This is a genomic window from Roseibium sp. 10G30-5 (genome assembly GCF_055809635.1).
Genome location: NZ_CM147918.1, coordinates 1,872,942 through 1,899,740, shown reverse-complemented (window position 1 = coordinate 1,899,740; position 26,799 = coordinate 1,872,942). Strand labels below are relative to the sequence as shown.

22 protein-coding genes, 1 tRNA gene and 4 pseudogenes are annotated in these 26,799 nt (G+C 57.2%); 10 read left to right on the top strand and 17 right to left on the bottom strand.

From position 1 onward, the window contains the following. Positions 1-22: 22 nt before the first annotated feature. Positions 23-691: pseudogene (folP, locus tag AC0L7U_RS09600) on the bottom strand (dihydropteroate synthase); the annotation flags it as partial. 138 nt (positions 692-829) lie between these two features. Beyond that, positions 830-2,071, bottom strand: a complete 1,242-nt coding sequence (locus AC0L7U_RS09595; protein ID WP_473690233.1) for a multidrug effflux MFS transporter — start codon at positions 2,069-2,071, stop codon at positions 830-832. Between the two features lie 354 nt (positions 2,072-2,425). On the opposite strand from AC0L7U_RS09595, the gene typA reads away from it, so the two are divergent. The 5 genes and pseudogenes from typA (at position 2,426) to AC0L7U_RS09570 (ending at position 8,338) form a co-directional block, all read left to right on the top strand. Next, entirely contained in the window at positions 2,426-4,243 is a 1,818-nt protein-coding gene (gene typA / locus AC0L7U_RS09590; RefSeq protein WP_473690231.1) for a translational GTPase TypA, read from the top strand. A gap of 204 nt (positions 4,244-4,447) precedes the next feature. Next, positions 4,448-4,711 carry a hypothetical protein gene (locus AC0L7U_RS09585; RefSeq protein WP_473690229.1) on the top strand — a complete coding sequence of 88 codons (264 nt, stop codon included), beginning with the start codon at positions 4,448-4,450 and terminating at the stop codon, positions 4,709-4,711. Beyond that, positions 4,704-5,153, top strand: coding sequence for a hypothetical protein (locus AC0L7U_RS09580; protein WP_473690227.1), 450 nt, complete (start codon positions 4,704-4,706; stop codon positions 5,151-5,153). The genes AC0L7U_RS09585 and AC0L7U_RS09580 overlap by 8 nt, the downstream gene beginning before the upstream one ends. A 183-nt stretch (positions 5,154-5,336) precedes the next feature. After that, positions 5,337-5,985 (top strand): annotated as a pseudogene (locus AC0L7U_RS09575) (carbonic anhydrase). A gap of 310 nt (positions 5,986-6,295) precedes the next feature. Next, positions 6,296-8,338, top strand: coding sequence for an autotransporter outer membrane beta-barrel domain-containing protein (locus AC0L7U_RS09570; RefSeq protein ID WP_473690225.1), 2,043 nt, complete (start codon positions 6,296-6,298; stop codon positions 8,336-8,338). A gap of 230 nt (positions 8,339-8,568) precedes the next feature. On the opposite strand, the gene AC0L7U_RS09565 is transcribed toward AC0L7U_RS09570, so the two are convergent. The 12 genes and pseudogenes from AC0L7U_RS09565 to tsaD all read right to left on the bottom strand — a co-directional run bounded on the left by AC0L7U_RS09565 (position 8,569) and on the right by tsaD (position 18,515). Further along, complete coding sequence (locus AC0L7U_RS09565; RefSeq protein WP_473695741.1) at positions 8,569-9,603, bottom strand: aspartate-semialdehyde dehydrogenase; 1,035 nt, start codon at positions 9,601-9,603, stop codon at positions 8,569-8,571. A 719-nt stretch (positions 9,604-10,322) separates the two neighbouring features. Further along, on the bottom strand, positions 10,323-10,739 hold the full coding sequence (locus AC0L7U_RS09560; RefSeq protein ID WP_473690223.1) for a hypothetical protein: 417 nt from the start codon (positions 10,737-10,739) through the stop codon (positions 10,323-10,325). 113 nt (positions 10,740-10,852) lie between these two features. Further along, complete coding sequence (gene leuB, locus AC0L7U_RS09555) at positions 10,853-11,965, bottom strand: 3-isopropylmalate dehydrogenase (RefSeq protein ID WP_473690221.1); 1,113 nt, start codon at positions 11,963-11,965, stop codon at positions 10,853-10,855. 99 nt (positions 11,966-12,064) lie between these two features. Beyond that, complete coding sequence (locus AC0L7U_RS09550) at positions 12,065-12,859, bottom strand: sulfite exporter TauE/SafE family protein (protein WP_473690219.1); 795 nt, start codon at positions 12,857-12,859, stop codon at positions 12,065-12,067. Between the two features lie 174 nt (positions 12,860-13,033). After that, positions 13,034-14,207 (bottom strand): annotated as a pseudogene (locus tag AC0L7U_RS09545) (M20 aminoacylase family protein). 136 nt (positions 14,208-14,343) lie between these two features. Next, complete coding sequence (locus AC0L7U_RS09540) at positions 14,344-15,036, bottom strand: class I SAM-dependent methyltransferase (RefSeq protein WP_473690217.1); 693 nt, start codon at positions 15,034-15,036, stop codon at positions 14,344-14,346. Positions 15,037-15,055: 19 nt separating this feature from the next. Then, positions 15,056-15,481, bottom strand: a complete 426-nt coding sequence (locus AC0L7U_RS09535) for an EVE domain-containing protein (RefSeq protein ID WP_473690215.1) — start codon at positions 15,479-15,481, stop codon at positions 15,056-15,058. Then, positions 15,482-15,772: a YciI-like protein gene (locus AC0L7U_RS09530; protein ID WP_473690213.1), complete on the bottom strand. Its 291-nt coding sequence runs from the start codon at positions 15,770-15,772 to the stop codon at positions 15,482-15,484. A 33-nt stretch (positions 15,773-15,805) separates the two neighbouring features. Further along, positions 15,806-16,810 (bottom strand): NAD(P)H-dependent glycerol-3-phosphate dehydrogenase, encoded by a 1,005-nt coding sequence (locus tag AC0L7U_RS09525; protein WP_473690211.1) that lies wholly within the window; start codon positions 16,808-16,810, stop codon positions 15,806-15,808. Continuing rightward, on the bottom strand, positions 16,807-16,956 hold the full coding sequence (locus AC0L7U_RS09520) for a hypothetical protein (RefSeq protein WP_473690209.1): 150 nt from the start codon (positions 16,954-16,956) through the stop codon (positions 16,807-16,809). The genes AC0L7U_RS09525 and AC0L7U_RS09520 overlap by 4 nt, the downstream gene beginning before the upstream one ends. Position 16,957: 1 nt before the next feature. After that, complete coding sequence (locus AC0L7U_RS09515) at positions 16,958-17,299, bottom strand: NUDIX domain-containing protein (protein ID WP_473690207.1); 342 nt, start codon at positions 17,297-17,299, stop codon at positions 16,958-16,960. Between the two features lie 109 nt (positions 17,300-17,408). Then, positions 17,409-18,515: pseudogene (tsaD, locus tag AC0L7U_RS09510) on the bottom strand (tRNA (adenosine(37)-N6)-threonylcarbamoyltransferase complex transferase subunit TsaD). Positions 18,516-18,620: 105 nt separating this feature from the next. Here tsaD and hemC point away from each other — a divergent pair. The 5 genes from hemC to AC0L7U_RS09485 all read left to right on the top strand — a co-directional run bounded on the left by hemC (position 18,621) and on the right by AC0L7U_RS09485 (position 24,606). Next, entirely contained in the window at positions 18,621-19,544 is a 924-nt protein-coding gene (gene hemC, locus AC0L7U_RS09505) for a hydroxymethylbilane synthase (RefSeq protein WP_473690205.1), read from the top strand. Between the two features lie 14 nt (positions 19,545-19,558). Beyond that, entirely contained in the window at positions 19,559-20,254 is a 696-nt protein-coding gene (locus tag AC0L7U_RS09500) for a uroporphyrinogen-III synthase (protein WP_473690203.1), read from the top strand. Between the two features lie 127 nt (positions 20,255-20,381). After that, positions 20,382-22,247, top strand: a complete 1,866-nt coding sequence (locus AC0L7U_RS09495; RefSeq protein WP_473690201.1) for a COG4223 family protein — start codon at positions 20,382-20,384, stop codon at positions 22,245-22,247. Positions 22,248-22,409: 162 nt separating this feature from the next. Beyond that, complete coding sequence (locus tag AC0L7U_RS09490; RefSeq protein WP_473690199.1) at positions 22,410-24,335, top strand: heme biosynthesis HemY N-terminal domain-containing protein; 1,926 nt, start codon at positions 22,410-22,412, stop codon at positions 24,333-24,335. A gap of 195 nt (positions 24,336-24,530) precedes the next feature. Continuing rightward, a tRNA-Thr gene (locus AC0L7U_RS09485) sits at positions 24,531-24,606 on the top strand. A 46-nt stretch (positions 24,607-24,652) separates the two neighbouring features. On the opposite strand, the gene AC0L7U_RS09480 is transcribed toward AC0L7U_RS09485, so the two are convergent. From AC0L7U_RS09480 to AC0L7U_RS09470, 3 genes are all read right to left on the bottom strand, one after another. Further along, positions 24,653-25,411 carry a hypothetical protein gene (locus AC0L7U_RS09480; RefSeq protein WP_473690197.1) on the bottom strand — a complete coding sequence of 253 codons (759 nt, stop codon included), beginning with the start codon at positions 25,409-25,411 and terminating at the stop codon, positions 24,653-24,655. 39 nt (positions 25,412-25,450) lie between these two features. Beyond that, positions 25,451-25,672, bottom strand: coding sequence for a helix-turn-helix domain-containing protein (locus AC0L7U_RS09475; RefSeq protein WP_473690195.1), 222 nt, complete (start codon positions 25,670-25,672; stop codon positions 25,451-25,453). Positions 25,673-26,605: 933 nt separating this feature from the next. Continuing rightward, positions 26,606-26,758: a hypothetical protein gene (locus tag AC0L7U_RS09470; RefSeq protein ID WP_473690193.1), complete on the bottom strand. Its 153-nt coding sequence runs from the start codon at positions 26,756-26,758 to the stop codon at positions 26,606-26,608. Positions 26,759-26,799 lie beyond the last annotated feature (41 nt).

The following is a 26,799-nucleotide window of genomic DNA, read 5'->3' as shown; positions in this document are numbered from 1 at the left end:
CGATGACCGCGCCTTTCTGAAGGGCGAGAAGATGAACCGACAGAGAGCCAAACAGGCGGCCGTCCATATCTGCATGCAGCACGGCGGCGATCATGCGTTTTCGGGACGCACCAGCCAGGACGGGCAACCCATGTTGGGAAAGTTCTTCGAGCCGGTTCAGAACCTGAAAATTCTGATCCATCGTCTTGCCGAAGCCAAAGCCCGGATCAAGAATCAACTTGTTTCTTGAGATGCCGGCCGATTGGGCAATGGTCTGTGAGCGTTCGAAGAAGCGATGAAGGTCGCTCATTATGTCCAACTCGGCGTCGACCTGATCGCGGTTGTGCATCATGATGACGTGCGCGCCAGTGTCTGCGGCAACTTGCGCCATTCTCGGATCTTTTTGCAGGCCCCAGATGTCGTTGATAATACCGACGCCGCGGGCACAGGCGCGTCGTGCGATCTCTGCCTTGTAGGTGTCGATTGAAAGCGGTGTCCCAAGTGCGACAAGCTCATCCAAGAGCGGATCAAGCCGCGCCCATTCTTCGTCTTGCGTCACGGGCGTGGCACCGGGGCGGGTGCTTTCCGCGCCAATATCCAGAATGTCCGCCCCGTTTGCGATCATCTGTTGGGCATGGTCCAACGCTCGCTTGCCGGTGTGATGGTGTCCGCCGTCGGAAAAACTGTCCGGTGTCACATTCAGAATGCCCATCACATGCGGCCGAGCAAGGCTGACGCGGGAAGGGGGGTGATAGGCAGGGACTGCGGACGTCATCGGAACAACTCCAGATCGGGCCAAGGCATCAGGGAGATCCTGTCTTGTGGCGCCATAGTGGCTTTCAACCTGCATTTAGCTCTTCAAAGGGGCAGCGTAAACCGGATGACGACGCAGATAGAGGCCAACGGTCGCGTAGCAGGCCGCGCCGATCAGGGGCATGACCGGAATGACTGTTGCCAGTCCAAGGAGCGGGTCTCCCATCCCGGCAATCAGGATCGTGCCGACAATGCCGCCGGCAAATTGCAGAAAGCCCAGCATTGAGGAGGCGGCTCCGGCAATATCGGGAAAGTCGCGCAGGGCCTGTGTGAAGGCTCCGGGCAGGATGAAGGCCAGTGAAAAGGCATAAAGGCCGATCGGGCTCATCACCAGCAGATAGGTTGGGGCGAACAGATGCATCAGCACAGCAATGAGAGCGCCCGCGATGAGTGTTCCGACGATGCCGAAGGGCGTGAGTCTGTGCGCGTCAATAGTCTTCAGCAACCGTCCGGCGGTGATTGATCCGATAATGAAACTGCCCGTTTGCAGCAACATGCCAAAGCCGAATTGCAGTGGCGTGAGATGCACATTATGGATCAGGACGAAGGGTAGGACGGTGGCCAGAGAATAAAGCGCCCCCATGCAAAAGCACAACAGCCCGGCGGGTTGCAAAAACCTCGGATCTCGGGCAAGCCGCGTGTAGTTGATCAGCAGCCGGGTTGGACGCAGATTGGCCAGCGAAATATAATGATTGGTCTCATGCTGAAACAGGATCACGGCGGCGAGAAGCACAGCGCCATAGGCGATCATGCAATAGAAGATTTCGCGCCAGCCGAAATGCTCCAGAATAATTCCGCCGATGGTGGGTGAGATGGCCGGCCCGATGGCCAGCATCATGCTGATGGTATTCATGACACGCGCCGACTGCTGACCGACGAATTGGTCGCGCACGATGGAGCGGGAAACGGCAATGCCGATCGCGGCGCCAATCCCTTGCAGCGCGCGGGCAATGATCATCTGGTCGATGGAGGGAGCAAGGCTCGCGTAGACCGTCGACACCAGATAGATGCATAAGAAGATAATGGCCATCGGCTTGCGGCCAAAGGCATCTGTCAGTGGGCCGCAGATCAGCTGGGTGACGGCAAAGCCGCCCAGATAGGAGGCCAACGTGAGCTTGATCATGGCTTCACTGGTGACAAAATCCACGGCCAGTTGTGGCATGGCCGGAGTGTAAAGCGCCATGGAGATCGGCCCGATGGCGATCAGCGCGGCACCGAGTACAGCGGTTCGCAGCGGCGTCATTTGCGCGTTTGGCGCGGCGTCTGGGGCCGAACTCACGTGAAAGTCTCCATGTGGTTGCCAGTCGTGAACCGCATCCGGTCAGCGAATGGCCGAGCCGCTCCTGCCGGTGAAGTGGTTTTTGGCGGGTCTAAACCCCTGAAAATCAGGAGCTTGTCAAATTCTGTTGGCGGAAAATGTCATAGTTGATGGCGAACAGAAAGAAGAAAACCGCGAGAGCGTTAGTCATTTCAAGAATTCATCGCATTTTTGACTATTTTGGCGCATTGCACAAAAGCGGCTTGCAGCGTATAAGGTCGCCAAACTCGATCCTGATCGAAATCTGCACAATTGAGAGCCAAGACATGGTTGCGGGTCCACGCCGGGCCCGCATTGTCTTTTGGAGCCTGCTACATGAACTTGCGAAATATCGCCATTATCGCCCACGTTGACCACGGCAAGACAACGCTTATCGACGTTTTGTTGAAGCAATCGGGTGTTTTCCGTGACAATCAGCGGACAGAAGACCGCATGATGGATTCCAACGACATCGAGCGTGAGCGCGGGATTACCATCCTTGCCAAGGTCACGTCGCTGGAGTGGAAAGACACGCGGATCAACATCGTTGACACTCCGGGCCACGCCGACTTCGGTGGTGAAGTGGAGCGTATCCTGCACATGGTCGACGGCGTTATTCTGCTGGTTGATGCTGCTGAAGGCCCGATGCCGCAGACGAAGTTCGTTCTTGGCAAGGCTCTGAAGCTTGGCCTGAAGCCGATTGTTGCGATCAACAAGATCGACAAGCCAGAACAGCGCGCCGACGAAGTGCTTGATGAGGTCTTTGACCTGTTCGCAGCCCTTGACGCCAATGAAGAACAGCTCGACTTTCCGGTCCTTTACGGCTCTGCCAAACAGGAGTGGATGTCGACGGAGCCGGACGGCCCTCAGGACAACATGGACGCCCTGTTCGACATGGTTCTGGACAAGGTCAGCCCGCCGAAGGCCGAAGAAGGCTCCTTCAAGATGCTGGCGACGACGATCGAATCCGATCCGTTCCTGGGCCGCATCCTGACAGGTCGTATCGTTGCTGGTCAGGCAGTCCCGAACATGCCGCTCAAGGCCCTGTCGCGCGATGGTAAGGTTGTTGAAAACGGCCGTGTTTCAAAGATCCTCGCTTTTCGCGGCCTGGAGCGTCAGGCCATTGAAGTGGGTGAAGCAGGCGATATCGTCTCGATCGCCGGCATGACCAAGGCAACCGTTGCAGACACGCTGTGTTCGCCGGATGTCACGGAAGCCATGCAGGCGCAGCCGATTGATCCGCCGACACTGTCGATGACCTTCCGCGTTAACAACAGCCCGCTGGCCGGGAACGAAGGCACCAAGGTTCAGTCGCGCGTCATTCGTGAGCGTTTGGCCAAGGAAGCTGAAGGCAACGTTGCGCTGAAGATCGAGGACACCGATGAGCCGGATGCGTTTATCGTTTCGGGTCGTGGTGAATTGCTGCTTGCCATCCTGATCGAAAACATGCGCCGTGAAGGCTTCGAACTGGGTGTCGGTCGTCCGCGCGTCGTGCTGCAGCAGGACGAAAACGGCAACCGTCTTGAGCCGATCGAGGAAGTCATTATCGACGTTGATGAAGAATTCTCCGGCGCGGTCGTGCAGAAGTTGCAGGAGCGCAAAGGCGATCTTTTGGAAATGAAGCCTTCCGGTGGTGGCCGTACGCGCCTTCTGTTCAATGCACCGACCCGTGGTCTGATCGGGTATCAGTCTGAACTGATGTCCGATACCCGCGGATCAGCCATCTTCAACCGTGTGTTCCATGGCTATGAGCCTTACCGTGGTCATATTCAGGGGCGCCACACTGGTGTGCTTCTGTCCAACGGATCCGGGGAAGCGGTCGCGTTTGCGTTGTACAATCTGGAAGACCGTGGTCCGATGATGATCGAGCCGGGCACCAAGGTGTATCAGGGCATGATCGTTGGCGAGCATACCCGCGGCAACGATCTGGAAGTGAACGTGTTGAAGGGCAAGCAGCTCACCAACATGCGGTCGTCCGGCAAGGACGACGCCGTAAAGCTGACAACGCCGATCAAACTCAGCCTTGAGGGAGCTCTGTCCTATATTGCTGATGATGAGCTGGTAGAAGTCACGCCGGAATCGATCCGTCTGCGCAAGTTCCTGCTCGACCCGAATGACCGCAAGCGCGCCGACCGTGCCAAGGCCAAGGGCTAAGAGCACCGATAGAGCCTTTCATCAAGTGCTTGGCAAGTTGCCGCAAGTGATGATCGCGTGGAGATAGAGAAAATGTGAACCCGGGCAGGTCTTCTGTCCGGGTTTTCTTGTTTCGTTTTGTTTCTGTTTCGGTCGAATGCATGTAGACTGATCTTTAGAACTTGCAGGGCGCTTGCAGCCATTCTCTTTCAGTGAGACGCGGCCATGTCAGACAGGATCATCAGAGGCGATGTTGTGGCCCGTCCGGCAGATGCGACGGCTTATCCCTATCGGCTGGAAATGCGTGACCGGGACAAGCGTCAGGGGTCTTCGCACGACGGTGGCGGACGAAGCTCTTCACAGGATCAAAAAGGATCTGAGGAGACCGCGCCGCAGCCCAATGAAAACAGGTCCGTCCTGATTGATATTGCGCATATCGAAGACCATCAGCCTGGATGGGGTCACCGCCTATCAGGCTGTGGTGACTGATGTTCAGCAATATCAACAAAGGCATGACCAGCGCGCGGCTGGCGACGCTGTGGGCAGCGGCCCCGGCCCTGAAGATGCCAGCAGTGATACTTCCGACGAGATCCTGAGTGCATTGGATGCCTTCGTCGAGGCCGAGGTGGCGGAAGTCAATGCGGTCACGGAGACATCTTCTCTGCGCGCTTCGGACGGTGACCAACGCCCATCCCCTGAGCAGGCGGAGGCCGGTCTCACGCTTGGTGCTGAGTCTGGCTCTTCGCCAGATCCTGGAGCCGAGAGCGAAACAGCCCGTCCATCGCAGCCTGTTTTTTCCACCCCCGTCGTTCCCGCCGCGCAATGGCAGGAGCCTCCAGCTGAACAGATCGATCAGGCGGCATTGCGGCACGCTTATGAAGATCACACAGTTGACGATGATCCTGCGCACGAAGTTGATCTTGAAACCTGACAGAGCTTTCAGGTGTCTGCAGCATTCCGGCAGACTTTAACGGTTCCTCGTCGGTGTCGCGGGGCATCTTGCAAACGGAGCTATACAGCTGCGCTTGAAGCCACTATTTTCGGGAACATTGTAATTGTTCAAAAAGATCGCGCTCGGGACCGCCCGTCGTGGTCGCGAAGTGAGGTGTGTCACATGGGCCAGTCCTTTCCGATAGAGCTGACAAACGGCTATAAAACCTATCTCCAACAGGGGTTTGCGCGCTACCGCTCTGAACACGAGCATCTGGCCATTTACGGCCAAGAGCCGAAGGTGATGGTGATTTCGTGTTGCGACAGTCGGGTCACGCCGGAAGCGATCTTTAATGTGGGGCTAAGGTGAGCTCTTTGTCAGCCGCAACGTCGCCAACCTTGTGCCTCCCTACGAGGTGGACAATGCACAGCACGGCACCAGTGCTGCGCTGGAATATGCGGTGCGGTCGCTTCAGGTTGAGCATGTTGTGGTGCTGGGGCATGGCCAATGTGGTGGCGTTCAGGCTTTCCGGGCCACGCCGAATGCAGAGCTGGAGGGCGTTGATTTCATCGGCCGCTGGATCAAGCTGCTCGAACCTGCGGCCATTGCAATGGCATGCCTTCCGATTGATGGTTTCGACGATCCGCAGCGTGCGCTGGAATATGCAGGCGTGCGTCAGTCTCTGAAAAACCTTCGGACATTCCCGTTTGTGGATGCTGCCGTTAGTGCCGGAAACTTGAATTTGCACGGAGCCTGGTTCGACATCGGCTCTGGCGAGTTGCGGGTCATGGACACCGAAACCGAACGTTTCGAGATTCCGCCTGTCAGCTGAACTTCAGCTCTTGTGTGACGTGAAGACCCGGATCCTGGTGACAGGCTCCGGGTTTTTTTGTTGCCAGTTACGTCTGGCGTGCGGAGCAAGTGCGTCTCTTTTGCAGTGTTAATCTATGCAATATTGATCTTGGTTATTTTTTTATTGCTGAAAATGTCTTTATTTTACGGAAATTATCTTCTTGGAAACATTTAGAAAATCAAAATGGGCAAGAGAAAACACGACGCCTGCCTCTTGGTCTTTGCTGGTGTGACTGATTTCAAGATGCGTAGTGGCGTGTTGACGATATTTCAAACATGGAGATTGATGAGTGAGCCCGACAAGCTATTTTCCGACAAGATCTCTCAAGATACGCCGATTCGCGGTGCTCGCCTTGTCGTCAACCGCGATTGTTTCCGCGTCCGGCGGCTTCCTCGGGGCATCGGCTCAGGAAATTGTCACATCGGATCGCACTGAGACAACGCCTCAAACCTATGCCGGTATTCAGGTCGACAATTCGACCTACACGATTGATGGCACCACGGTGACATCGACGGATGAGGTCGCCGTTGGTGGCCCCAATGGTAACGGCGTGCTTGTTTTGACAAATGCTGGCCAACTCGCCGCATCCGTCGGGCAGGTGGTCACCTTAGGTGATGGGTCGGCATACACCGGCCAGTTGGCGTTTGGGGCCTCCACAGGGCTGGATGCTGCAGCGGCAGGCTCATTAAGTGCAACTTCAGTCGACCTGACCTATGATGGAAGCTCGATCATCTTTAACCACACTGGCACCCAAACGGATGATTTTACGTTCGGGACGACAGTCACCGGGTCGGTCGGTGCGATGTTCTTTGAGAACGGCTACACAACGCTGACCAGCGATTTGTCGGGCTACTCTGCTGCAATCAATGTTGATGGCGGCACGTTGAACCTTGCCAACGGAACCAACGGCCCCACAGGGGGAAGCCTGTCTGTTTCAGCAGGAACCTTGACGGGGACGGGCACGGCCTATGATGTGGAGGTTGGTACCAATGGCACATATGCAGTGACCATTGACCCAAGCGCAACGCCTGCGAATGGAAGCTACGGTATCGTTGCAACCAACGACATCACGTTTAGCAATTCGTCGAGCGTAGCGATCACGTTGACCGGATCCCCGACCGTTGGGACCGAATATGTTATTCTGAAAGGCTCCGGTACGGCATCGGTTGATAGTGTCGATACATCAATCGTGACATCTGGATATTCATTTCTGGAGGCAGATACCAGTGTCTCTGGCGGCAGCAATGTGGTTGTGACGTTCTCTGGCACCTCCGACAGTTATGCGGACAGTGTGTCCGGCGGCAATGCCAAGGGGGCCTTGGCCGCCGTGCAGTCGTCAGGATCAGGGGATCTTTACAATCAGGTCACCAGCTTGCAGACCTCGGAGACCCAGCAAGCCGCACAGGCCCTTTCTGGCGAGACTTATGGCGGCACGAACAGTGCCTTGCTGGCTGGCACAGCATCCTCACGCAATATTGTCGGTAACCGTATTCGCGGTGCTTTTTCTGGCGTTGCGGCATCGCAGTCAGCGACGGTTGGCACGCATGGCGACGGCATGGAAGACGCCGTCACCGCAACCGGTGGCCCGGTTGTCTGGGGTAAAGGCTACGGGTCTTGGTCCAAGCTGAATGGCAGCGCCAACACCACAGGTATGCAGAGCCTGAACGGCGGCTTCGTTGTTGGTGCGGATGCAGAAGTTGCTCCGGCCCTGCGTTTGGGGATCTACGCGGGGTATGGCTATACCTACAGTCAGGCAGAAGGCCTCCCATCCTCGAGCAAGAGCAACAATTACAGCATCGGTCTTTATGCCGGGCGTCAATTCGGGGCGCTGGGCTTGCGTCTTGGGGCGGGTTACACTTGGAACGACATCGACGCAGACCGAGGCGTTCTGGGGCAAACCCTGTCGGCCGATTATGATGGCAGCAATCTGCAAGGATTTGCCGAAGTTGGGTATGAGATCGGCTTTGGTGCGACGCGCTTTGAGCCTTTCCTGAACCAGGCAATTGTCTATCAGTCAACGGATGGATTTACCGAAACGGGCGGGTCCGCAGCGCTGACGGTCAGCTCTCAGGATCAGACGGTCGGGGTCACCACATTGGGCCTCCGCGGCAGCCAAAGCCTTGGCAATGCCATGGGTGTGACTGTTGCGCTCCAAGGCTCCGCTGCCTGGCAGTACACCGAGGGCAATCTCGATCCGTCCTCGACCATGCGCTTCAACTCCGGCGATGCGTTCAAGGTGTCTGGCGCAACACTGGACCGCAGCCAGGCTGGCCTTGTCTGCGGGCGTGACGCTTGGGATTGCACAAAACGCAACGCTGGATGTCAGCTATGAGGGAACCCTCAGCGACAGCAGCCAGTCGCATGGTGGTCAGGCGACCTTCTCGCTGAAGTTCTAACGTCTCAGGCCTTCTTGACCGAAATTTGACCCGGCTTGCTTGACTGCGAGCCGGGTCTTTTTTGGTGAAACCGGCCTTTGTGGCCGTAGGGGCGCTGAGCCAAAGAAAAACCCCGGTCAGCAGATGAACTGGCCGGGGTTTGATCTGTCACAGTGCCGGTTTTGGATCAGGCCGCTTCGGACTTTGGCTTGATCAGACCGCGGTTGATCAGAACTTCTGCGATCTGCACGGTGTTGAGTGCAGCACCCTTGCGCAGATTGTCGGAGACGACCCACAGGTTGAGGCCATTTTCGACTGTTGCATCTTCGCGAATGCGCGAGATGAAGGTGGCATCTTCACCGGCGCTTTCGTATGGGGTGATGTAGCCGCCGTCTTCCTGCTTGTCGATGACCAGGCAACCGGGCGCTTCACGCAGGATTGCGCGGGCTTCATCTGCGGTGATCTCGTTTTCAAACTCTATGTTGACGCTTTCGGCATGGCCAATGAAGACAGGCACGCGCACGGCGGTACAGGTGACCTTGATCTTCGGGTCCAGCATCTTTTTGGTTTCGGCCAGAACCTTCCATTCTTCCTTGGTGTAGCCGTCTTCCATAAAGCTGTCGATGTGCGGAATGACGTTGAAGGCAATGCGCTTGGTGAATTTTTGCGGTTCGACCGGGTCGTTCACGAAGATGGCGCGGGTCTGGTTGAACAGCTCTTCCATCGCGTCTTTGCCACCGCCGGAGACCGACTGGTAGGTGGACACAACGATGCGCTTGATCTTGGCAGCGTCATGAAGCGGCTTCAGTGCTACGACAAGCTGTGCTGTGGAGCAGTTCGGGTTGGCAATGATGTTCTTCTTGCTGAAGCCGGTGATCGCATCCGGGTTCACTTCCGGCACGATCAGCGGAACATCAGAATCGTAGCGCCATGCGGAAGAATTGTCGATGACAACACAGCCCTTGGCCGCGATCTTCGGCGCCCACTCCTTGGCCACGTCGCCGCCAGCGGACATAAGGCAAATATCGGTGTCGGAGAAGTCATAGTTTTCCATGGCCTTCACCTTCAGCGTCTTGTCGCCGAAAGAGACCTCTGTGCCCTGTGAGCGGCGCGATGCCAACGCCACGACTTCGTCTGCCGGAAAGCCACGCTCCGACAGGATTTCCAACATTTCGCGGCCCACGTTTCCGGTAGCGCCTGCGATTGCGATCTTGTAGCCCATGTCTTGAATTTCCTCGTCCGTCTCCCCGCTGGTCGCCGGTCCGGTCTCTGAGGAGATCAGCCAGCTTCCTGGCACCCCCCATCCCCGGGGAGCGCGGGACGAGCGGCACCGTTATGCGGTGGTTTTGGTCGTCGTCGTGGTGACGGTGATTGTTCGGGTTGGATGCGCGCACGCAGGAAACCCGCCAGCAAAAGCCGTCGGTTTCAGGTCTGCGATTTTGGCAAGGCGAAACGCCATTCCTGATCCATCCATTCGTCGCGAACGCATTCTTTTGGCGCGGATCCGCAGTTATGTCAACAGATGACGAATGTCCGCCTTATACTATCGTGATGTGATGCAGTTTCATCGATCACGCTCTAAACTGAGAGCGTTTGAGCAGTCACGCTTTCGTTCAATTATTGGTTTTTGTCATTCCGCGGTTGGCAAAAAGAGCGCGGTCCCGCTCAAAATCCTCGGTTTCCAGAAACGGAAACACCCGCCCGCCAGTCTGGTTAGCGATTGCATCCTTCTGTCTGGGGTTTGCTGCCTTCGCCAACAGGAATGTGGTTGAAGGTTCTGCACCGCCAGCAGGGGCCACGCGCACCCATCGCTTGCCGTGGCCAAGGTCCGGCCTTCCTGTGACGTGATAAAATACAGCGCGCCAGTGAACAAAGCGATGGCGCATCGTAATCCGGCACGACGAGGGTGAGACAAGCAAGGCGTGTGCTCGTGCCTATCGTCTACTGTGCCCGGTGATAGACGGAGGCATTGACGAAGCTGTCAACGTCTATCAGATGCACGGTCTGCGTTACGGTCAGCGTCCGACCATCTTCGGAGAGCTCACGCTCTGCCTTCATGATCGTCAGGCCACCGCGGCGGGCTTCGGACACCAGCTTGCGGTCCCCGTCGTAGACCAGACGCATTGCGTCAACGAGACCGCTCTTGCCCAGTTTGACTTCCGGGCCATCCGGGATGGCTTCAAACGTGTCATTGGTTACTTCGCCGTCGGCGGCCACCTGATTGATGGTGAAGACGACCATACCGAAATTATCTTCGATCTTCAGCGTTGCGCTCTTGGGCGGGTCGCCCTGATCGTATTCGCTTTCGTCAGCGTCCAGGATCCAGGTGCCCAGAAAAGGGGCCAGCTTGTCGCTCATGGTTCTCGTCCAGGGTTGGAATGTGAGTTCGCTTGTTGCTTATAAAAGAAGAAGGCCGTCGGGGGGCAAGCCTCGACGGCCGAAAAAAACGTATAAGGCCGGTTTTTCGTGCCTCAGGCGCTCAAGGCGGACAGCTCTGCAAGGATCGCATCGCCCATTTCGGTCGTGCTGATCGTCTTGTCGGCGTCGCCTGCGATATCCTTTGTGCGCAGCCCCTTTTCGAGGGTGTTGGCGATGGCCTTGTCCAGCATATCGGCCTCGGCTACCTTTTCGAAGGAGTAGCGTAGGCACATGGCAAAGGAGGCGATCATGGCGATCGGGTTGGCTGCCCCTGTGCCTGCAATATCGGGCGCCGAGCCATGAACCGGCTCATACAGCGCCTTGCGCTTGCCGGTGGCTTCATCCGGTGCACCAAGGGAGGCTGATGGCAACATGCCGAGCGAGCCGGTCAGCATGGCAGCCACGTCGGAGAGCATGTCGCCGAAAAGGTTATCCGTGACGACAACGTCGAACTGCTTCGGCCAGCGCACAAGTTGCATTCCGCCCGCATCGGCCAGCATGTGGTCCAGCTTCACATCGTCATAGCCTGCCTTGTGCGTGGCGGTAACAACCTGATTCCACAATACACCAGACTTCATCACGTTGCGCTTTTCCATGGACGTGACCTTGTTGTTGCGGGTCCGTGCCAGCTCAAAAGCCACCTTGGCGATGCGCTCGATTTCGTAGGTTTCGTAAACCTGTGTATCGACGGCGCGCTGCTGACCATTGCCCAGATCTGTAACCTCTTTGGGCTCGCCAAAATAGACGCCGCCCGTCAACTCTCGCACGATCAGAATATCGAGACCTTCAATAATATCCTTCTTGAGCGAAGACGCATCGGCCAGCGCCGGATAGCAGATGGCAGGGCGCAGATTGGCGAAGAGCTTGAGATCCTTGCGCAGACGCAGAAGACCAGCTTCCGGGCGCACCTCATAGGGCACATCATCCCATTTGGGGCCACCCACAGCACCGAAGATGACAGCATCGGCGTTCATGGCCTTGCCCATGTCTTCTTCGGAAATGGCAACGCCATGCGCGTCATAGGCGGAACCGCCGACAAGGCCTTCGTCGGTTTCAAAGGTGTCTTCGCTCTGGGCGTTGAACCAGGAAATGACCTTTTTGACTTCGGTCATGATCTCGGGGCCAATGCCGTCACCGGGAAGAAGGAGCAGATTGTGTGTTGCCATGACTGCCTGTCTCGAACTGAAGAATGAAATTACGAATTTTGGCGTACCGTTTGGTTCGGTCTCTGGCAAGATAACCTATCTTGTGAAGAGCTCAACTCTTTAGCCAAGAAAACTCAACTGAAGAGCAGCGGGCGCGCGCCTTCCCAGATGCAGGTTCAGAGCCAGAAGCGTTAGGATGATCCGAAAACCGACGCGGAATGTGCGTTCCTGCATACGCCCAAGAAGCTTGCGACCGAAGATCGTGCCGATGAAGCCGCTGATGACCATGAGGATGATCAAACCGAGCCAGGGAGCAAAGGCAAATCCCAGCGCGGCAAAAGTGATGATCTTGAAGGTGTGCATGATGACGCCCATTGCGCCGTTGGTGGCAACGAAGACGCGGCGCGGCAGATTGAGGGTGTTGAGGATGGTACCTGAGATGGGGCCACCGGCGCCGAAGAACATCGACAGACAGGTTGCAAAGGTCCCGGCAAAGCCCATCAACGGACGCCCCGTACCCTTGATCTTTGGCATCCGACCGTAAAGCGTCCAGAGAATAAAGAGGGCGAGGCCAAGGCGCAGTATCTCTGCAGGCAGGGCGACGGCGATGCTGCCACCGAGCAACGCGCCCAAAATCGCGCCTCCTGCAAACCACAGCACAATCAGCCAGTCTACTTCGCGCAGCATCAGCAGCGCCCGGCCAGTGTTGGATCCGATCTGAACCGCGCCGTGCACGGGCACGAGCGCGCTGACAGGTACGATGGAGGCCATCACCGCAATTAATGCAATACCACCTCCAAGGCCGAAGCTGGCGGTCAGGGCTGAGGTGAAAAAGCTGATGACGATCAGCAGCAGGCTGGCACCCTGGCTGATCTGGTCGGGCAGCAGGTTTTGAGCAAAGAGGGAAAGGGTCACGTGTGGTCTCTGTCTTGTTTTTATATTGTGTGCAAACGTATACAATGATGTCACGAAAAAGAAAACCCTCTTCGTCCTGTGGAGCAAAGAGGGTTTCCAGCAAGGGTTGGGTGCCCCGGAGGCAAGTTGCCCCACGGGCCGAAATCTTCGGCCCGGCCGTTTGTCTGTGTGGCCTTATTTGGCCGCGGGCAGAGCTGTTTCCACCAGGTTGACCCAAAAGGAACACCCGACCGGAATGGCATCGTCGTTGAAGTTGTAGTCCGGGTGGTGCAACGGAGCGCTGTCGCCATTACCGCAATAAATGAAGGCGCCCGGGCGCTCTTCCAGCATGTAGGCGAAATCTTCTGCGCCCATGGTGGGGGCAATATCCAGGTCCACTTTGCCGGGGCCGGAGACATTCTCGGCGATGGAGGCGAGGAATTCTGCCTTTTCCGGATTGTTGATCACCACCGGATAGCCGTCTTCGTACTTGATCTCGGCTGTTGCGCCAAAGGTGGCTGCGGTTGACTGAACAATCTGGCGCAAGCGCTCTGCAGCTTGTTCGCGCACCTGCGGGTCCAACACACGAATGGTGCCGCGCAGCATCGCTTCCTGCGGGATAACGTTGAAGGCTTCGCCCGACTGGAATGCCGTAATAGACACGACGATTGATTCCAGCGGATCGATGTTGCGGCTGGCGATGGTTTGAAGCGCCATGACCATCTGCGAACCGACGATGATCGGATCGATTGTGACATTGGGATGTGCGGCATGGCCCCCCTTGCCGGTAATATGGATCTCAAAGTCATCAACGGCGGCCATGATCGGACCACGGCGCAGGCAGAATTCACCCAGCGGCAGTTCTGGCAGGTTGTGCATGGCGTAGACTTCGTCGATGTTCCAGCGGTCCATCAGGCCGTCCTTGCACATGGCTTCTCCGCCGCCGCCCTTTTCCTCAGCCGGCTGGAAGATCACGACAACGGTGCCATCAAAGTTGCGGGTCTCGGCCAGATATTTTGCGGCACCCAGCAGCATGGCGGTATGCCCATCGTGACCACAGGCGTGCATTTTGCCTGCGGTTTTGGAGGCGTAGTCGAGGTCGGTGGTCTCGTGGATCGGCAGTGCATCCATGTCGGCGCGCAGGCCAAGTGTCTTGCCTGTGCCGCCATTACGCCCCTTGATCACGCCGACAACGCCGGTGCGACCAACGCCTGTCGTAATATCATCAACGCCGAATTCCTTCAGAAGCTCGGCGACCTTGCCGGAGGTCCGGTGCGTGTCGAAAGACAGTTCCGGATTCTCGTGAATATCGCGGCGCTAGTGCCGTGATCTCGTCGTGAAAATCGGCGAGACGATTGACGATTGGCATGAGGGTCTCCTGTAGGTCCTGCAAGGTGACACCAGAGTGTGGGTCACCATTTTGCCTGCACTATAGTCATGCCGCAAAAAAGTGCCAGCCTATGCAAGGTGTGATGCACATGCGTGTTCAGCCGGGGTGACGTGGGTTACCCGGTCAGCGTGTCAGGCAAAGGTGTATCTGGCAAAGGCAGCAGACGGAACGCGCTGGTTTCCTTGGTGTCCGCATCTTCCAGATTGCCGCTGACCTGCACTGTATAGGTCGCCAGCGTCTGCAAGCGTTGCTTTGGCAGATAGGAGCGGTTGGGGTCGCCGATGAATACAGGCACACCAGTTGTCAAAAACCGATCAGCCATGCCCAGAACACGATTGGACATCGGCAATTCGTAAAAGACATCGCCCAGAAAGACGACCTCATAGTCGTCGATGGGATCGCTGGTGATGTCGGCACAGATGAGGTCAAGCGCAACACCATTGTGGTGTGCATTCATCCGTGCCGCCGTGATGGCAAACGGGTCAATATCAATGCTGGTGCATTGCGCCGCGCCCGCTTTCATTGCGGCAATGCCAACAAGGGCCGATCCGCAGGCGAAGTCCAGCACCTTGCGGCCCTTGACCAGATCGGGAGTGTCGAGGATATAGCGTGCCAGCGCTTGCCCCCCAGCCCAGGCAAACGCCCAGAAGGGAGGAGCAAGACCAATAGCTTCCAGCTCATCCTCGGTCTTCTGCCAAAGTCCCATGGCTTCGCCGGCAAGATAGAGTTCGATTTCTGGAACATGCGGCACGCGGTCGATCCGCGTTTCTGTCTTGATAAAGATCTCGGGATCGGAGCTGCGTGCCACTTGGTTGTTCGCCTTTCGGTCAGATGTCGTCGGTCAAGCCACCCATTTTACAAACAAGTTTCCATTCGTCTGGTTTCACCGGTTGCACCGATAAGCGCATGGATGTGACCAGCGACATGTCCGCTAATTGGGGTTCGGCTTTCACGTCGGCCAGTGTCACAGGCTTGGGCATGTCACGCAGGGCCTTGAAGTCCACACACTCCCAACGTGGATCGTCGGTCATGGGATCCGGATGAATTCCGCTACAGACCTCAACGATCCCGACAACTTCCTTGCCGATGTTGGAATGATAGAAAAAGGCGCGGTCGCCAATTTCCATCTGACGCATATGATTGCGGGCCTGATAATTTCGGATACCGTCCCAGGGTTCGCCCTCGTCGCCCTTGGCTTTCTGCTGTTCCCAGGACCATTTATTGGGTTCGGACTTGATCAGCCAGTACTGCACTTATGCGGTCTCCGGGTTGTTGATCAGCCAGCGCCACGGGCGAATCTCGACGCTTTCGAACAGGCCGGCCTTTGCGTAAGGATCTTCCTGCGAAATGGCGAGGGCTTCCTCGCGGTTGCTTGCCTCAATGACAATCATCGAGCCGGTCATGCCCCCATCATCATCAAGGAAGGGGCCCGCGAACTTGATGTTCTGTTTCAAGGGCTCAAGAAAGGCGAGGTGAGCCTCGCGTGTGTCCATGCGCAGTTGCAAAGCGCCTGGCTTGTCTGTGCAAAGAATTGCGTAAAGCATCCGGGTTTCCTTTGGGCGTGGGCTGAGAAGAATTCAGCGCGTTGTTTCTTTTTTTAGCGGGCGCGACATAAGATCGGCAAGGGCTGCGTCAATTGATTGTTCGCCGCGAATGACCTTGGCCACGGCAGCGCAAATCGGAACATCAATATTATGTGTTTCTGCCGTCTGCACGGCAACATCGGCGGTGAAGACGCCTTCGGCCAGCTTGATGCCGTCTTCGATCAATTCGCTGGCGGTTTTGCCTTTGCCAAGCTGTACGCCGAAGGAAAAGTTACGAGACTGGGGCGACGAGCAGGTCAACGTCAGGTCGCCCAGGCCGGAAAGCCCCGCCAGCGTGTCTGGCTGGGCACCAAGAGCTAGTCCAACACGCTGCAATTCGGCAAACCCGCGTGCGATCAGGGCCGCCTGAGCACTGGCGCCAAGACTGCGGCCATTGACGGCCCCGCAGGCGATGGCGAGGACATTCTTCAAGGAGCCGCCAATCTGCACGCCGGTCATGTCGTCGGAGGCATAGGGGCGAAAAGCGGGGCCTGCGAGGCTGGCGCAAACGTCTTGGGCGAGATCTGCCGTGTCTGCGGCTACAGTCACGGCCGTTGGTAGCCCCTTTGCCACATCGGCCGCAAAACTCGGGCCGGAAAGGACAGCCACCCGATTGTTTGGCAATTCATCCCGTACCACGTCCGACAGAGTGCGGGCTGTGCCTTGTTCCAGCCCCTTGGCGCACAGAACAACGATGGCATCTTCGCGCAAGGCTCCGGCAAGGCTCCGGGCGATATCACGTGTGGTCTGGGCTGGTGTGACCAGCAACACCATATCGGCACCGCGCACGCCGCTCAGATCGGCGGTTGCGTCCAATTGCTCGTCGAAGGTGATGGAGGGCAGATAGCGCGTGTTGCGTTGTTTGGAGCGGATCTCGGAAATGATTGTCTGGTCGCGGCCCCACAGGGTGACGCTATGGCCAGCACGGGCTGCGGTTAACGCCAGGGCCGTGCCCCATGCGCCGCTGCCAAGAACCCAGATATTTTGCAATTTGGTCATGCTGTTTCCCTGATCCGTTGGCGCAAGGTATCCAGAGGCTTTTCGAAGAAACTGCTGAAATTCCGGTCGTGGTGCAAGGCATCATTCAGAAGGTCGATCCAGAAGAAGCGAAAGAGAATTGGATCACCACCGCTGCTGGGGGTCATTTCATAGTGCTGCCAAGGTGTCGGCGGGCTTCTCGGCCAGTTGAACATGATAACACTTGCGCAAATGACGCCCTTCCAAGGGGCGGGCGGGCAGGTTGACCAACTCGCCATCCCGGATCATGCGGTCGAAATCAAGATTGAACTCTGCAAACAGATCGAGGGCGAATGTCGGGGCAATGCCGGTTTCTTCCTCAAATTCACGCCTTGCACCGATCAGGTAGCTTTCACCGGGATCGATTGTTCCACCGGGCACCTGAAACTGGCTGTTCGGGGTCTCCGGTTCGTCAAAAACGAGCAGCTCAGATCCACACGTCAGGTAGACGTAGGCTTTGTGCTTGATCATCGGAACTCCTCGAATCCGTTTAACTGGTGCTTCTTCAGTAGCAAGTCTGAGGGCCATGGGAAACCGCCCTGTCGTCAAACGCATGGCTCTCGTTGTGCAGTGCCGGTCGTCAGACCTTGGCCCCCTTTTTTCCCGCGCCAAGCAGTTGGCCGGCGCGTTCGTCCAGCGGCCAGCGGGGGCGCGGTGCGACGTGTTGATCGTCGATCGGGCCAAGCGCCATGCGCTCGATGCCTGCCCACGCGATCATGGCGGCGTTGTCGGTGCACAGTGCCATTGGTGGAGCGACAAACCGCGCGTTGGCAGCCTCTGCGGCCTAGGTCAGTGCGGCCCGGATCTGGCTGTTGGCGGCCACGCCCCCAGCCACCACGATGGTCGGTTTGAGGCCGGGAAAACGAGCCTGAAAGACGTCAAAGGCCGTCCTGGTGCGTCGAGCAAGAACATCGGTCACGGCAAGCTGAAATCCGGCGCAGAGGTCGGCAATGGTCTGTTCGTCCACTGGTTCCATTTTCTTGGCCTAGGTTCTCAGCGCGGTTTTGAGACCGGCGAAGGACATATCCAGACCGGGCCGATCCATCAGCGGACGTGGCATCTTGAACCGGCTGGGGTCGCCTTTTGCCGCCATACGTTCCACCGCCGGGCCGCCGGGATAGGGCAGGCCGAGCAGCTTGGCGGTCTTGTCGAAGGCCTCGCCGATGGCATCATCAATTGTAGAGCCGAGACGCTCATAGCGCCCAACGCCTTCGACCAACAGGAACTGGCTGTGACCACCGGATACCAGCAGTAATAGATAGGGAAAATCGAGATCATCGGTGAGGCGGGCAGTCAGCGCATGGCCTTCCAGATGATTGACGGCAATCAGTGGCTTGTTGGCAGCCAAGGCGATTGCCTTTGCTGTCATCAGTCCCACGATCACGCCGCCGATCAGGCCGGGTCCGGCAGTTGCAGCAACGGCATCAATGTCGTCCCAGGTGCAATTTGCCTGTCCCATTGCCTCGCGTACGATCCGGTCCAGAACCTCAATGTGCGCGCGTGCCGCAATCTCAGGAACCACGCCGCCGAATTCGGTGTGCTCATCGATTTGCGAGTGAACGACATTCGACAGGATTTGAGGCTTTGCAGCTGTGCGGACCACGGCTGCAGCGGTCTCGTCACAACTGGTTTCGATCCCTAAGACCGTGAGCGACAAACTGTCGCTTTCGCATTTTTCTGAGGTCATTTTATTTGCTGCACTGGCCAAAGCTGCATAAGTACCTATCATCTGGGACAGAATATGTCCCCTGTTTCTTCAGTGGTCTGCGGCCTAACATCAGGAGCTTGTTTGTTGCAATCGGAACCTTTGCGAATCGGAACCCGTGGCAGTCCTCTTGCGCTGGCACAGGCACAGGAAACCCGCAATCGCCTGATGCAGGCGCATGGGCTGGCCGAAGAGGCTTTCGAAATTGTTGTCATCAGGACATCGGGAGATCGCATTCAGGACCGGGCCTTGTCCGAGGTTGGGGGCAAGGGGCTCTTCACCAAGGAAATTGAGGACGGGCTGCTGGATGGCAGTCTGGATATTGCCGTGCATTCCTCCAAGGACATGCCAACGGTTTTGCCGGATGGACTGGCGCTGACAGCTTTTCTGCCGCGCGAAGATGCGCGCGATGCGTTCATCTCGCCTAAAGCCAACACATTGCTGGATCTGCCGCTCAATGCGGTGGTGGGGTCGGCCTCGCTGCGTCGACAGGCGATGATCAAGCGCTTGCGCCCGGACATTGAGGTGGTGACGTATCGCGGAAACCTGCAAACCCGTTTGCGCAAGCTGGCTGAAGGCGAGGTCGATGCAACGTTGTTGGCCTTTGCCGGGCTGAAACGGTTGGGAATGGAAGGGGAAGTCACGTGTCTGCTCGATACCGAGACCTTTCTTCCCGCTGTCGGCCAAGGAGCTATTGGCATTGAAAGTCGCGTTGATGATGAGGCGACGCTCAAGCTGCTCAGAGCCATCAGCGACAGAGAAACCGAATTTCAGTTGAGCGCGGAGCGGGCTTTTCTGGCGGTGCTGGATGGCTCCTGCAAAACGCCAATCGGCGGGCTTGCCGAGGTGGACGGCGATAAGCTGCATTTTCGCGGTATCGTCTTGAAGCCAGATGGATCGGTGGCTCACGAGATCGAGCGACATGGCCTTGCGCAGGATGCTGAGGCCATTGGCCACGACGCCGGTGTGGCACTCAAGGATCTGGCAGGGCCAAATTTTCTGGAGGGATAGCGTTGAGGGTTCTGGTGACGCGCCCGCTGCCTGAGGCCGAGCAGACCTGCAAGGAATTGCTTGGGCTGGGTATTGAGGCGCGTCAGGCTCCATTGCTGACCTTGAAAGACATTGCGCCAGACCGATTTGACCTTGATGGCGTGTCAGCCCTTGCGGTGACGAGCCAGAGGGTCGTGCGGCCCTTGCTGGTGCATTCTCAGATCAATGATCTTCGACGCTTGCCGGTCTTTGCGGTGGGCGCGCGGACGGCCGCCGCAATGGAGGCAGCAGGCTTTGAGAGGGTGATATCCGCTAACGCAGATGTGAACGCCTTGGCACAGCTCATTGCGCATGATCAAAACATAGCGAAAGTTGCCTATGTTGCTGCACGAGATCGCTCCGGAGATCTGGCGGGCGCGTTGGAAAGCCGCGCTATAGGCTGCGTCACTTGGGACGTTTATGCCATGCAAGCGGTGACGGTGTTGCCAGAGGCTATCGTTGACGACCTGCGATCCGGGCAGCTTTGCGATATTCTTTTGTATTCGCGCAGAACCGCAAGGGTGTTTCGAACGTTGATGGAAAACAGTGGCTTGCAGCATCGCTGGCCATATCTGCGCCTTTTTGGCATGTCTGAAAGATGTCTTGAGCCTCTGTCCGGTCTTGGCGAGCAGCATGTCAGTGATCACCCGAGCGAACGAAGCCTCTTGTCGCTTCTGTCAAAGTGCGGGTGAGGCAGCAGACGCGGCAGGGCAGCGTCGATGGTGTGACGGGTTCTGCACGGCGGTCAAACGTGTATAGTGGATGCTGTCTGACCGCAGGTTTCGGGTCATTCCGGTTTTACAAATTGAGGGAATTTTGATGGCGACCGAAAACGACAAGCCTGGGAGCACACAATCCGGATCGCAGGCATCGGCATCTGGCAATGGCGCCAAGGATGCCCGTGAAAAGGCGTCTCCTGCGGCCCCCTCAACAGCCAATCCCAAGGCCAAGCGGTCTGTGACAATTGATTTAAAGGCCGATAAAGTGCCGCCGAAGGAGTCTGCCACCAAGGCAGGCTCGAGCAGTGCGGCGTCGTCCGGCACTGCACAGGCTGGCGCGTCGCCCAATTCCTCCGCATCGGCGACCGCAAGTGCCAAGACGGCAGGGTCTGATCTGACTGGCAATGACGCAAAAGGTTCATCTTCAGCGTCGCCGTCTTCGGCCTCTCCCGCGGCTGCGTCTACTGCAAAAGCCTCCTCCGATTCGTCAGGCTCCAAGTCAGAGCGCAAGACTGCGGGCCAGCTTTCAGAAGATGCGGCAAAGTCTGTCGAACGGTTGTCTGCGACAGCGGCCAATCGAGACCGGGAGCCAAGTAAGGCGTCTGCCTCTGTGCCATCCTCGTCTGCGGCGTCAAAATCGACAGCTGCCGCAGATCCAAAAGTCACAACCGGGGGAGCCTCTGCCTCAAGTGCCGGTGGCAAAACGTCGGCGGGCACGTCTTCCCCGTCATCCGGGGGCAGCGGCAATGGGGGCGGATCGAAAGATCAGCGCTCCAGTGCGTTCTCCAATTCGGACCCTGCCCCTTCGGGTGGCATTGGCCCGGTGGGGGTTCTTGCTGCGGCGATTTTCGGTGGGCTTGTCGTGCTTGGGGGCGGATATGGTCTTTACTCCGCCAAGCTTCTGGGACCTTTCACCGTGTCGCAATCAACGGGTGCGGGAGATGCGGCGCAGATCAGCAGTCTTCAGCAGAAGCTATCGGATTTGTCTGCCAGCAATGCGGATTTGAAATCGCAACTCGCAGCTCTCGATCAAAAGATGACCTCGACGACGGACAGTGGTGACGCTGCGACCGATGGGGCCTCAGATCAGCAGATCTCTCAATTGCAAGACAAGTTTGCTGCTCTCTCGAACCGTGTGAGCGCCGTGGAGAAGACGGCCGCCAACGCCAGTGTGTCTGATGATCTCAAAAACGATCTGAGCGCTTTGAAAGGGCAGGTCGCGGATCTGAAAACCCAGAGCGAGGGAGCGCAATCGGCACTGGCGGCGTCCAATGCATCCCTGAAAACCCTGACGGATGCGCAGGCCCGCGAAAGCCAGACTTTGCAGACCATTTCTTCGGATATGAGTACCACGCAGAACGGATTGCAGTCGGTCAAGTCCAAGATGGACAGCCTGTCGACGCGTCTGGCAAAGGTTGAGGCGACCATGGGGGATGCGACGGCGCGTGAAGTCGCTGCGCGCGCTCTGTCCGTATCCGCATTGAAGTCGGCGGTGGATTCTGGTCGCTCCTATGAGAACGAACTGACGGCGGTGAAGGCAGGCTTGCCGGACAATCTCGATATGTCGGCGCTGGAATCTCACGCCAAAACGGGACTTGTGCCGGATTCCGTTCTGATTGCCGAATTCCCCAAGGTGGCAGACAAGATGTTCTCGGCCTTCTCGCAGCCCAAATCGGACGGCGATGTCTGGCACAGTCTGGTGTCTGGCGCGCGGTCCATGGTGGCTGTGCGCGGTCCAGGCTCTTCGGATGGCAAGAGCCCTCAGGCCGTGTTGCGCCGTATGGAAAATGCTGTCGGCAAAGGTGACCTTGCAGCCGCTCTGCAAGCCTATGATCAATTGCCGCAAGCCGCTCAGGATGCCGGGGCGGATTGGGCGCGTCAGGCAAAAGCGCGTGTGGAGGCCAACCAATTGATGCAGCAGGCTTCTGACGAAGTGTTGAGCGAGTTGTCTCGCAAGCAGAAATGAATTTTCATCGAATGATGACCTTTCTCTGAAGATCATCATTCAGGTCGTGTTTGCCGGGGTGCCGGCAAGTTTGATCTTGTGTTCGAAGGCTCGGTGCATGGTGCCGAAAATCGAACAGACCTTTTGTCCGATTTCGGTCGTGATCTGTTGGGAGCTGGCGGAATGATCCGTGTCCTGATCTTTTTTGGTGTTCTTTTCCTGGTCGCGCTGGGCTTTTCCTGGCTCGCGGATATTCCGGGTGTCGTGACCATAAGCTGGCAGGGGTACATTTGGGAAAAACCTCCCATCGTGCTTGTCGTTCTGGTTGGTCTGGCACTTTTGGTCTTTCTCGCGGCCATCTGGCTGTTGGTGGCCATCGTCAAGTCGCCGGGGCTGACCAGCCGGTTCTTTCAAAAGCGCCGTAAGGACAGGGGGTATAAGGCCTTGTCGCAAGGGCTTCTGGCGCTGGGCAGCGGCGATGCCGGGCTAGCACGGCGCTATGGTCAGGATGCCGACAAGCTTCTCAGAAGCGAGCCTGCGACGAAGTTGCTGCTTGCCCAATCGGCGCAATTGGCCGGGCGGGATGAGGAGGCGCGTGAGCGGTTCGAAGCGATGTTGTCGGATGATGCGACCCGCAGTGTTGGTCTGCATGGGCTGTTCATCGAAGCAGAGCGTCTCGAAGAGCCGGTTGCCGCACATCATTATGCAGAAGAGGCCCTGCGCGAACGACCCGGTCTGGAATGGGCGGGTCGGGCATTGCTCGGCTATCAGGCGGTCTATGACAAGTGGGAGGAAGCGCTTCGCACGCTTGAACGAAACTATACGGCCAAACTTCTGGACAAGAAGACCTATCGCCGCCAGCGTGCCGTTGTGCTGACTGCGCTGGCGCAGCAGATCGAAAACACGGATCCGGATCGCGCCTACGGTCTGGCCAAGGAAGCGCATGGACTTGCGCGGGATCTTGTGCCGGCAGCCGTCGTGGCCTCGCGTCTGGCCACCCGCCATAGCGAGTATCGCAAGGCGTCCAAGGTCCTTGAAACCACCTGGAAGATGACCTCGCACCCCGATCTCATCGAAACTTATGCCCATGCCCGCATTGGCGACAGCGCAACGGAGCGTTTGAAGCGCGTGCGCTATCTTGTCAGCCTGCGCAAGGACGTGCAGGTCGGTGGACTTGGTGTGGCCCGCGCTGCGCTGGATGCCAAGGAATTCGGACTGGCACGCGAGGAGCTGAAGGCCGTTCTCAAGACCGAGCCTGTGCAAAGTGCTTTTCTGATGATGGCTGAATTGGAAGAGGCTGAATACGATGATCGGGGCCGGATGCAGGAGTGGCTGGCGAGAGCTGTCAACTCGCCGCAAGACAAGGCTTGGGTTGCCGATGGTATTCTGTCGCGCGACTGGCAGCCTGTGTCGCCCGTCTCCGGGCGTCTTGATGCCTTCGAATGGGTTACCCCGGTTGGTCTTGAGCGTGGAGACGCCGTCGTTCTGGATGAGGCCATGTTTGATGTGCCTGTCTTGACGGTTGTTGATATTGGACCGGATGTTGCGGGCGAATGGGATACGGCGCCGATGGCGGATCAGGGCGTGTCTCTGTCCATGCCTTCTGGCGCTGCTGCGTCTTCTGCGTCGACATCAACGCCTATGCCAAATGCGCAAACCGCTGCTACGCCATCGAAAGGGGCTGAAAAGACCGACATCGTGGGGGAAGCCAAGGTCGTGTCAAAGGCGAAGCCAGTGACGGTTGACCCTGCTGCTGATCCGGCACCCGCCGCGCGTGCCGTGGCCGCGAAGGATGCCGCCGAGGCCGAACGCTCTGCGAAGACCACAGCGTCCTCAAAGACCGATGCAGCGCAGGCGGGTGGCAAGACAACCCCTGATATGCCAAAGAAACCGGTCTATTCCGTCACCGTCGATGAGACTGATTTCAGTGAAGATGATGAGGCGACTGCCGTCCATGAGGATGGCGGCACAGGCGTTCACAAGAGCAGTCTGAAAGGGCCGATTTCCTTCAATCTGCCCCGGATGCCGGATGATCCGGGCGTTGAGGATCAGGCAGAAGATGATCAGGACGCAGGAGAGGGGCCGCCGCGCCCGCGATTTCTGAACTGACCACCCGGAGCATTGCTCTGTTCCGCTTTGCCGACAGCGCTGGTTTCGCAGGAATGCCGGGCTGTCGGCAAGGCGCCGCGCAAAGTCATCAACAGGATGGCAACAAGGGGCTTGCATCAAAGCGAGGCGTCGGTTATCAAGCGGCGCATCACAACTGATTTTGTGAATGCGGTCGATCCTGTCGACCTGCAATATGCCGCCTTAGCTCAGTTGGTAGAGCATCGCATTCGTAATGCGGGGGTCACGTGTTCGAGTCACGTAGGCGGCACCACCAAATCTTTGAACAACCAGCATATTAGTCTCTGAGTTTCCAAGCTTTAGCCATCTGGAACCTCTACAGAACTTAGCCTGATCAGATGCTTCATGAACGATGAGGTGATCTCGAATACAAATTCGATTTCTTCCTCAATTATCGCATCGTCATGCTTCACGTAGCTATTCTGATAGCTCGCGTAGTAGTCGACTAGCTTCACAAACATATTTGAGAGCTCCTTCGATCCAGCTCGCTGCTTTATGTATGCGCCGATGAAACTAATTTGGTTTTCAAGAGACTTTGAGTTACCGAAAACCGATTGCAGCAGTTTCTCTAGCGCTAGCCTCAAATCATCCAGCAAATTGCGGTGGAAGATGCCCGCGTCATATTTTTGAAGCGCATCATTATAGAGTGACAATACACTTTGATGGTCATCCAACCAATGTCGTGTTTCCTCAATGAGAGTTTCACTGATTTCCGACAATTGATCCTCATCCGCCAGATGTCGATAGCGGGTGACTAGCTTTATTTTAAGTTCCCTACGGGCTTTTTCGTTTTGCCCCTTAAATGCGTGATGATCACATAGTTCTTTGATTATTCGATATTGTTGAGCCGGTTCAAAGCGCATGACGTTTTCATAAAGAGCCGTTCTCTTGTTCGGCGCGTCAAGTGGATACGAAGCGTGGGGAATATCAACGTCATACTCCACGGCATAGGCCGTCGTAGCTTTCACGATATTTGGACCGGTCAGCCCACCATCCGTTTCGGCCAATATGTCAGCCGCGTACTGAATAAATTGAGGTGGTATTCTGTTGTGGCTCATTATAAATTTGCCCATAAATGCAATACTCGGGCAGGAAGGCTAGCGCGATTCATCCCCGACCATAAGAAGTATGTGAGATGGAACCTTCAGCGCCTTTGCCAAGCGATCGATCACTAGGACAGTCGGATTCCTGACCCCACGTTCGACACCGCTGATATAGGTCCGGTGCAGCTCAGTCTCAAAAGCAAGCTGTTCCAGGGATAAGCCTAGCTCCTCCCGAATACGTCTTACGTTTCTGCCAACCACCTGCCGCGAGTCCATGGCGGCATAAGATGGGTGATGTGACTTTTTAGTCTACATACTATAAGTAACAACGCCAAGAATGTGCTGGCGTTATCTTGCATTTGAATGCACACTATAAGTCACAATCTAGTTGGATATTTGAGCGTCAGAGCAATGGAACCCTACAACTTCTGGCAGGATTTCTTCGACACATACCAGTCGCTATCGGACTGGATGAAAATGCTTTGGCTGATCGTCCCGCCCGCCTCCGTCCTCGGTCTGATCGCGCTGTTAATGTGCATGCGGATTGACTTGAAGTAAGCCGCCCACGGCTTCACCGGAAAACTGGTCTACTCGATCCACCGCGACCGTCACGCGCCGCAAAACCCAGCCCGTCGTACATAACCCCACTGCGCTGGCGCTCAGAGCACGTCTGAGGCACACTATCACGGCAAGCAGGCATAAAACCGCAAAGCCGACAAGTTGCCAAACCGCCCTCCTCGGGCGTCTGAGGCGGCTCGGAGGGGCATCGCTGCACCGCTGGCATACACCACACCCAAGTGCAGCGCCAGCGGGAGCTTGCCGGAGCTGTAGCTTGTAACTGTAACTTAAGGTCGAAAAGCTTCGAAGTGGGTAGGAGGAGTGGTGTACTGCCCCTGCCGAGCGCAGGCCGCAATAGGTTGCCGGGCTTGTGTTGGGGTTACAGGTTACATACGCAAGCGCATCGTGCAGGGTCATCGATGCGGAACAGTGTGATAACGCCGTGCTCGACGCGCCGAGCAAGCCATTCCGTTTTGCGCTCGTCAGGTGGCCCCTTGCGAATCCCCGCCGCTGTGTCTTTTCGCGCTGCGACAGATCATGCAGTCGGTGGGTTTTTTCTTCCCATCCCAAGCGATCCATTTCTGCCTTGATCTGCTACACCTCGATAGGCGACAGGCGCCTCCCCCATCGAAGCTGAGAAGGAGATTCAGGCTATCCATTGAGACGGCACCCGGCCTTATCCGCGAACCAGTCGCCCAGGGCCGCCGCGAAGGCATCCTCGATCAGCCGCACGTCGGTCAGTTCTGCCGCTGCTTCCCACAAATGTTCAGACAAGACGATGGATTCGCCCGCTGCCTCGCGCACGACCGCCTCTGCCCATAAGAGTGGCGTGTGTTTCAGGTCGC

Bases quoted from the DNA above. Each gene is read 5' to 3' on its own strand.
- typA (WP_473690231.1), top strand. From the start codon at position 2,426: ATGAACTTGCGAAATATCGCCATTATCGCCCACGTTGACCACGGCAAG.
- AC0L7U_RS09585 (WP_473690229.1), top strand. From the start codon at position 4,448: ATGTCAGACAGGATCATCAGAGGCGATGTTGTGGCCCGTCCGGCAGAT.
- AC0L7U_RS09565 (WP_473695741.1), bottom strand. From the start codon at position 9,603: ATGGGCTACAAGATCGCAATCGCAGGCGCTACCGGAAACGTGGGCCGC.
- AC0L7U_RS09560 (WP_473690223.1), bottom strand. From the start codon at position 10,739: ATGAGCGACAAGCTGGCCCCTTTTCTGGGCACCTGGATCCTGGACGCT.
- leuB (WP_473690221.1), bottom strand. From the start codon at position 11,965: ATGGCAACACACAATCTGCTCCTTCTTCCCGGTGACGGCATTGGCCCC.
- AC0L7U_RS09530 (WP_473690213.1), bottom strand. From the start codon at position 15,772: ATGCTTTACGCAATTCTTTGCACAGACAAGCCAGGCGCTTTGCAACTG.
- AC0L7U_RS09525 (WP_473690211.1), bottom strand. From the start codon at position 16,810: ATGACCAAATTGCAAAATATCTGGGTTCTTGGCAGCGGCGCATGGGGC.
- AC0L7U_RS09520 (WP_473690209.1), bottom strand. From the start codon at position 16,956: ATGACCCCCAGCAGCGGTGGTGATCCAATTCTCTTTCGCTTCTTCTGG.
- AC0L7U_RS09515 (WP_473690207.1), bottom strand. From the start codon at position 17,299: ATGATCAAGCACAAAGCCTACGTCTACCTGACGTGTGGATCTGAGCTG.
- AC0L7U_RS09495 (WP_473690201.1), top strand. From the start codon at position 20,382: ATGGCGACCGAAAACGACAAGCCTGGGAGCACACAATCCGGATCGCAG.
- AC0L7U_RS09490 (WP_473690199.1), top strand. From the start codon at position 22,410: ATGATCCGTGTCCTGATCTTTTTTGGTGTTCTTTTCCTGGTCGCGCTG.
- AC0L7U_RS09480 (WP_473690197.1), bottom strand. From the start codon at position 25,411: ATGAGCCACAACAGAATACCACCTCAATTTATTCAGTACGCGGCTGAC.
- AC0L7U_RS09475 (WP_473690195.1), bottom strand. From the start codon at position 25,672: ATGGACTCGCGGCAGGTGGTTGGCAGAAACGTAAGACGTATTCGGGAG.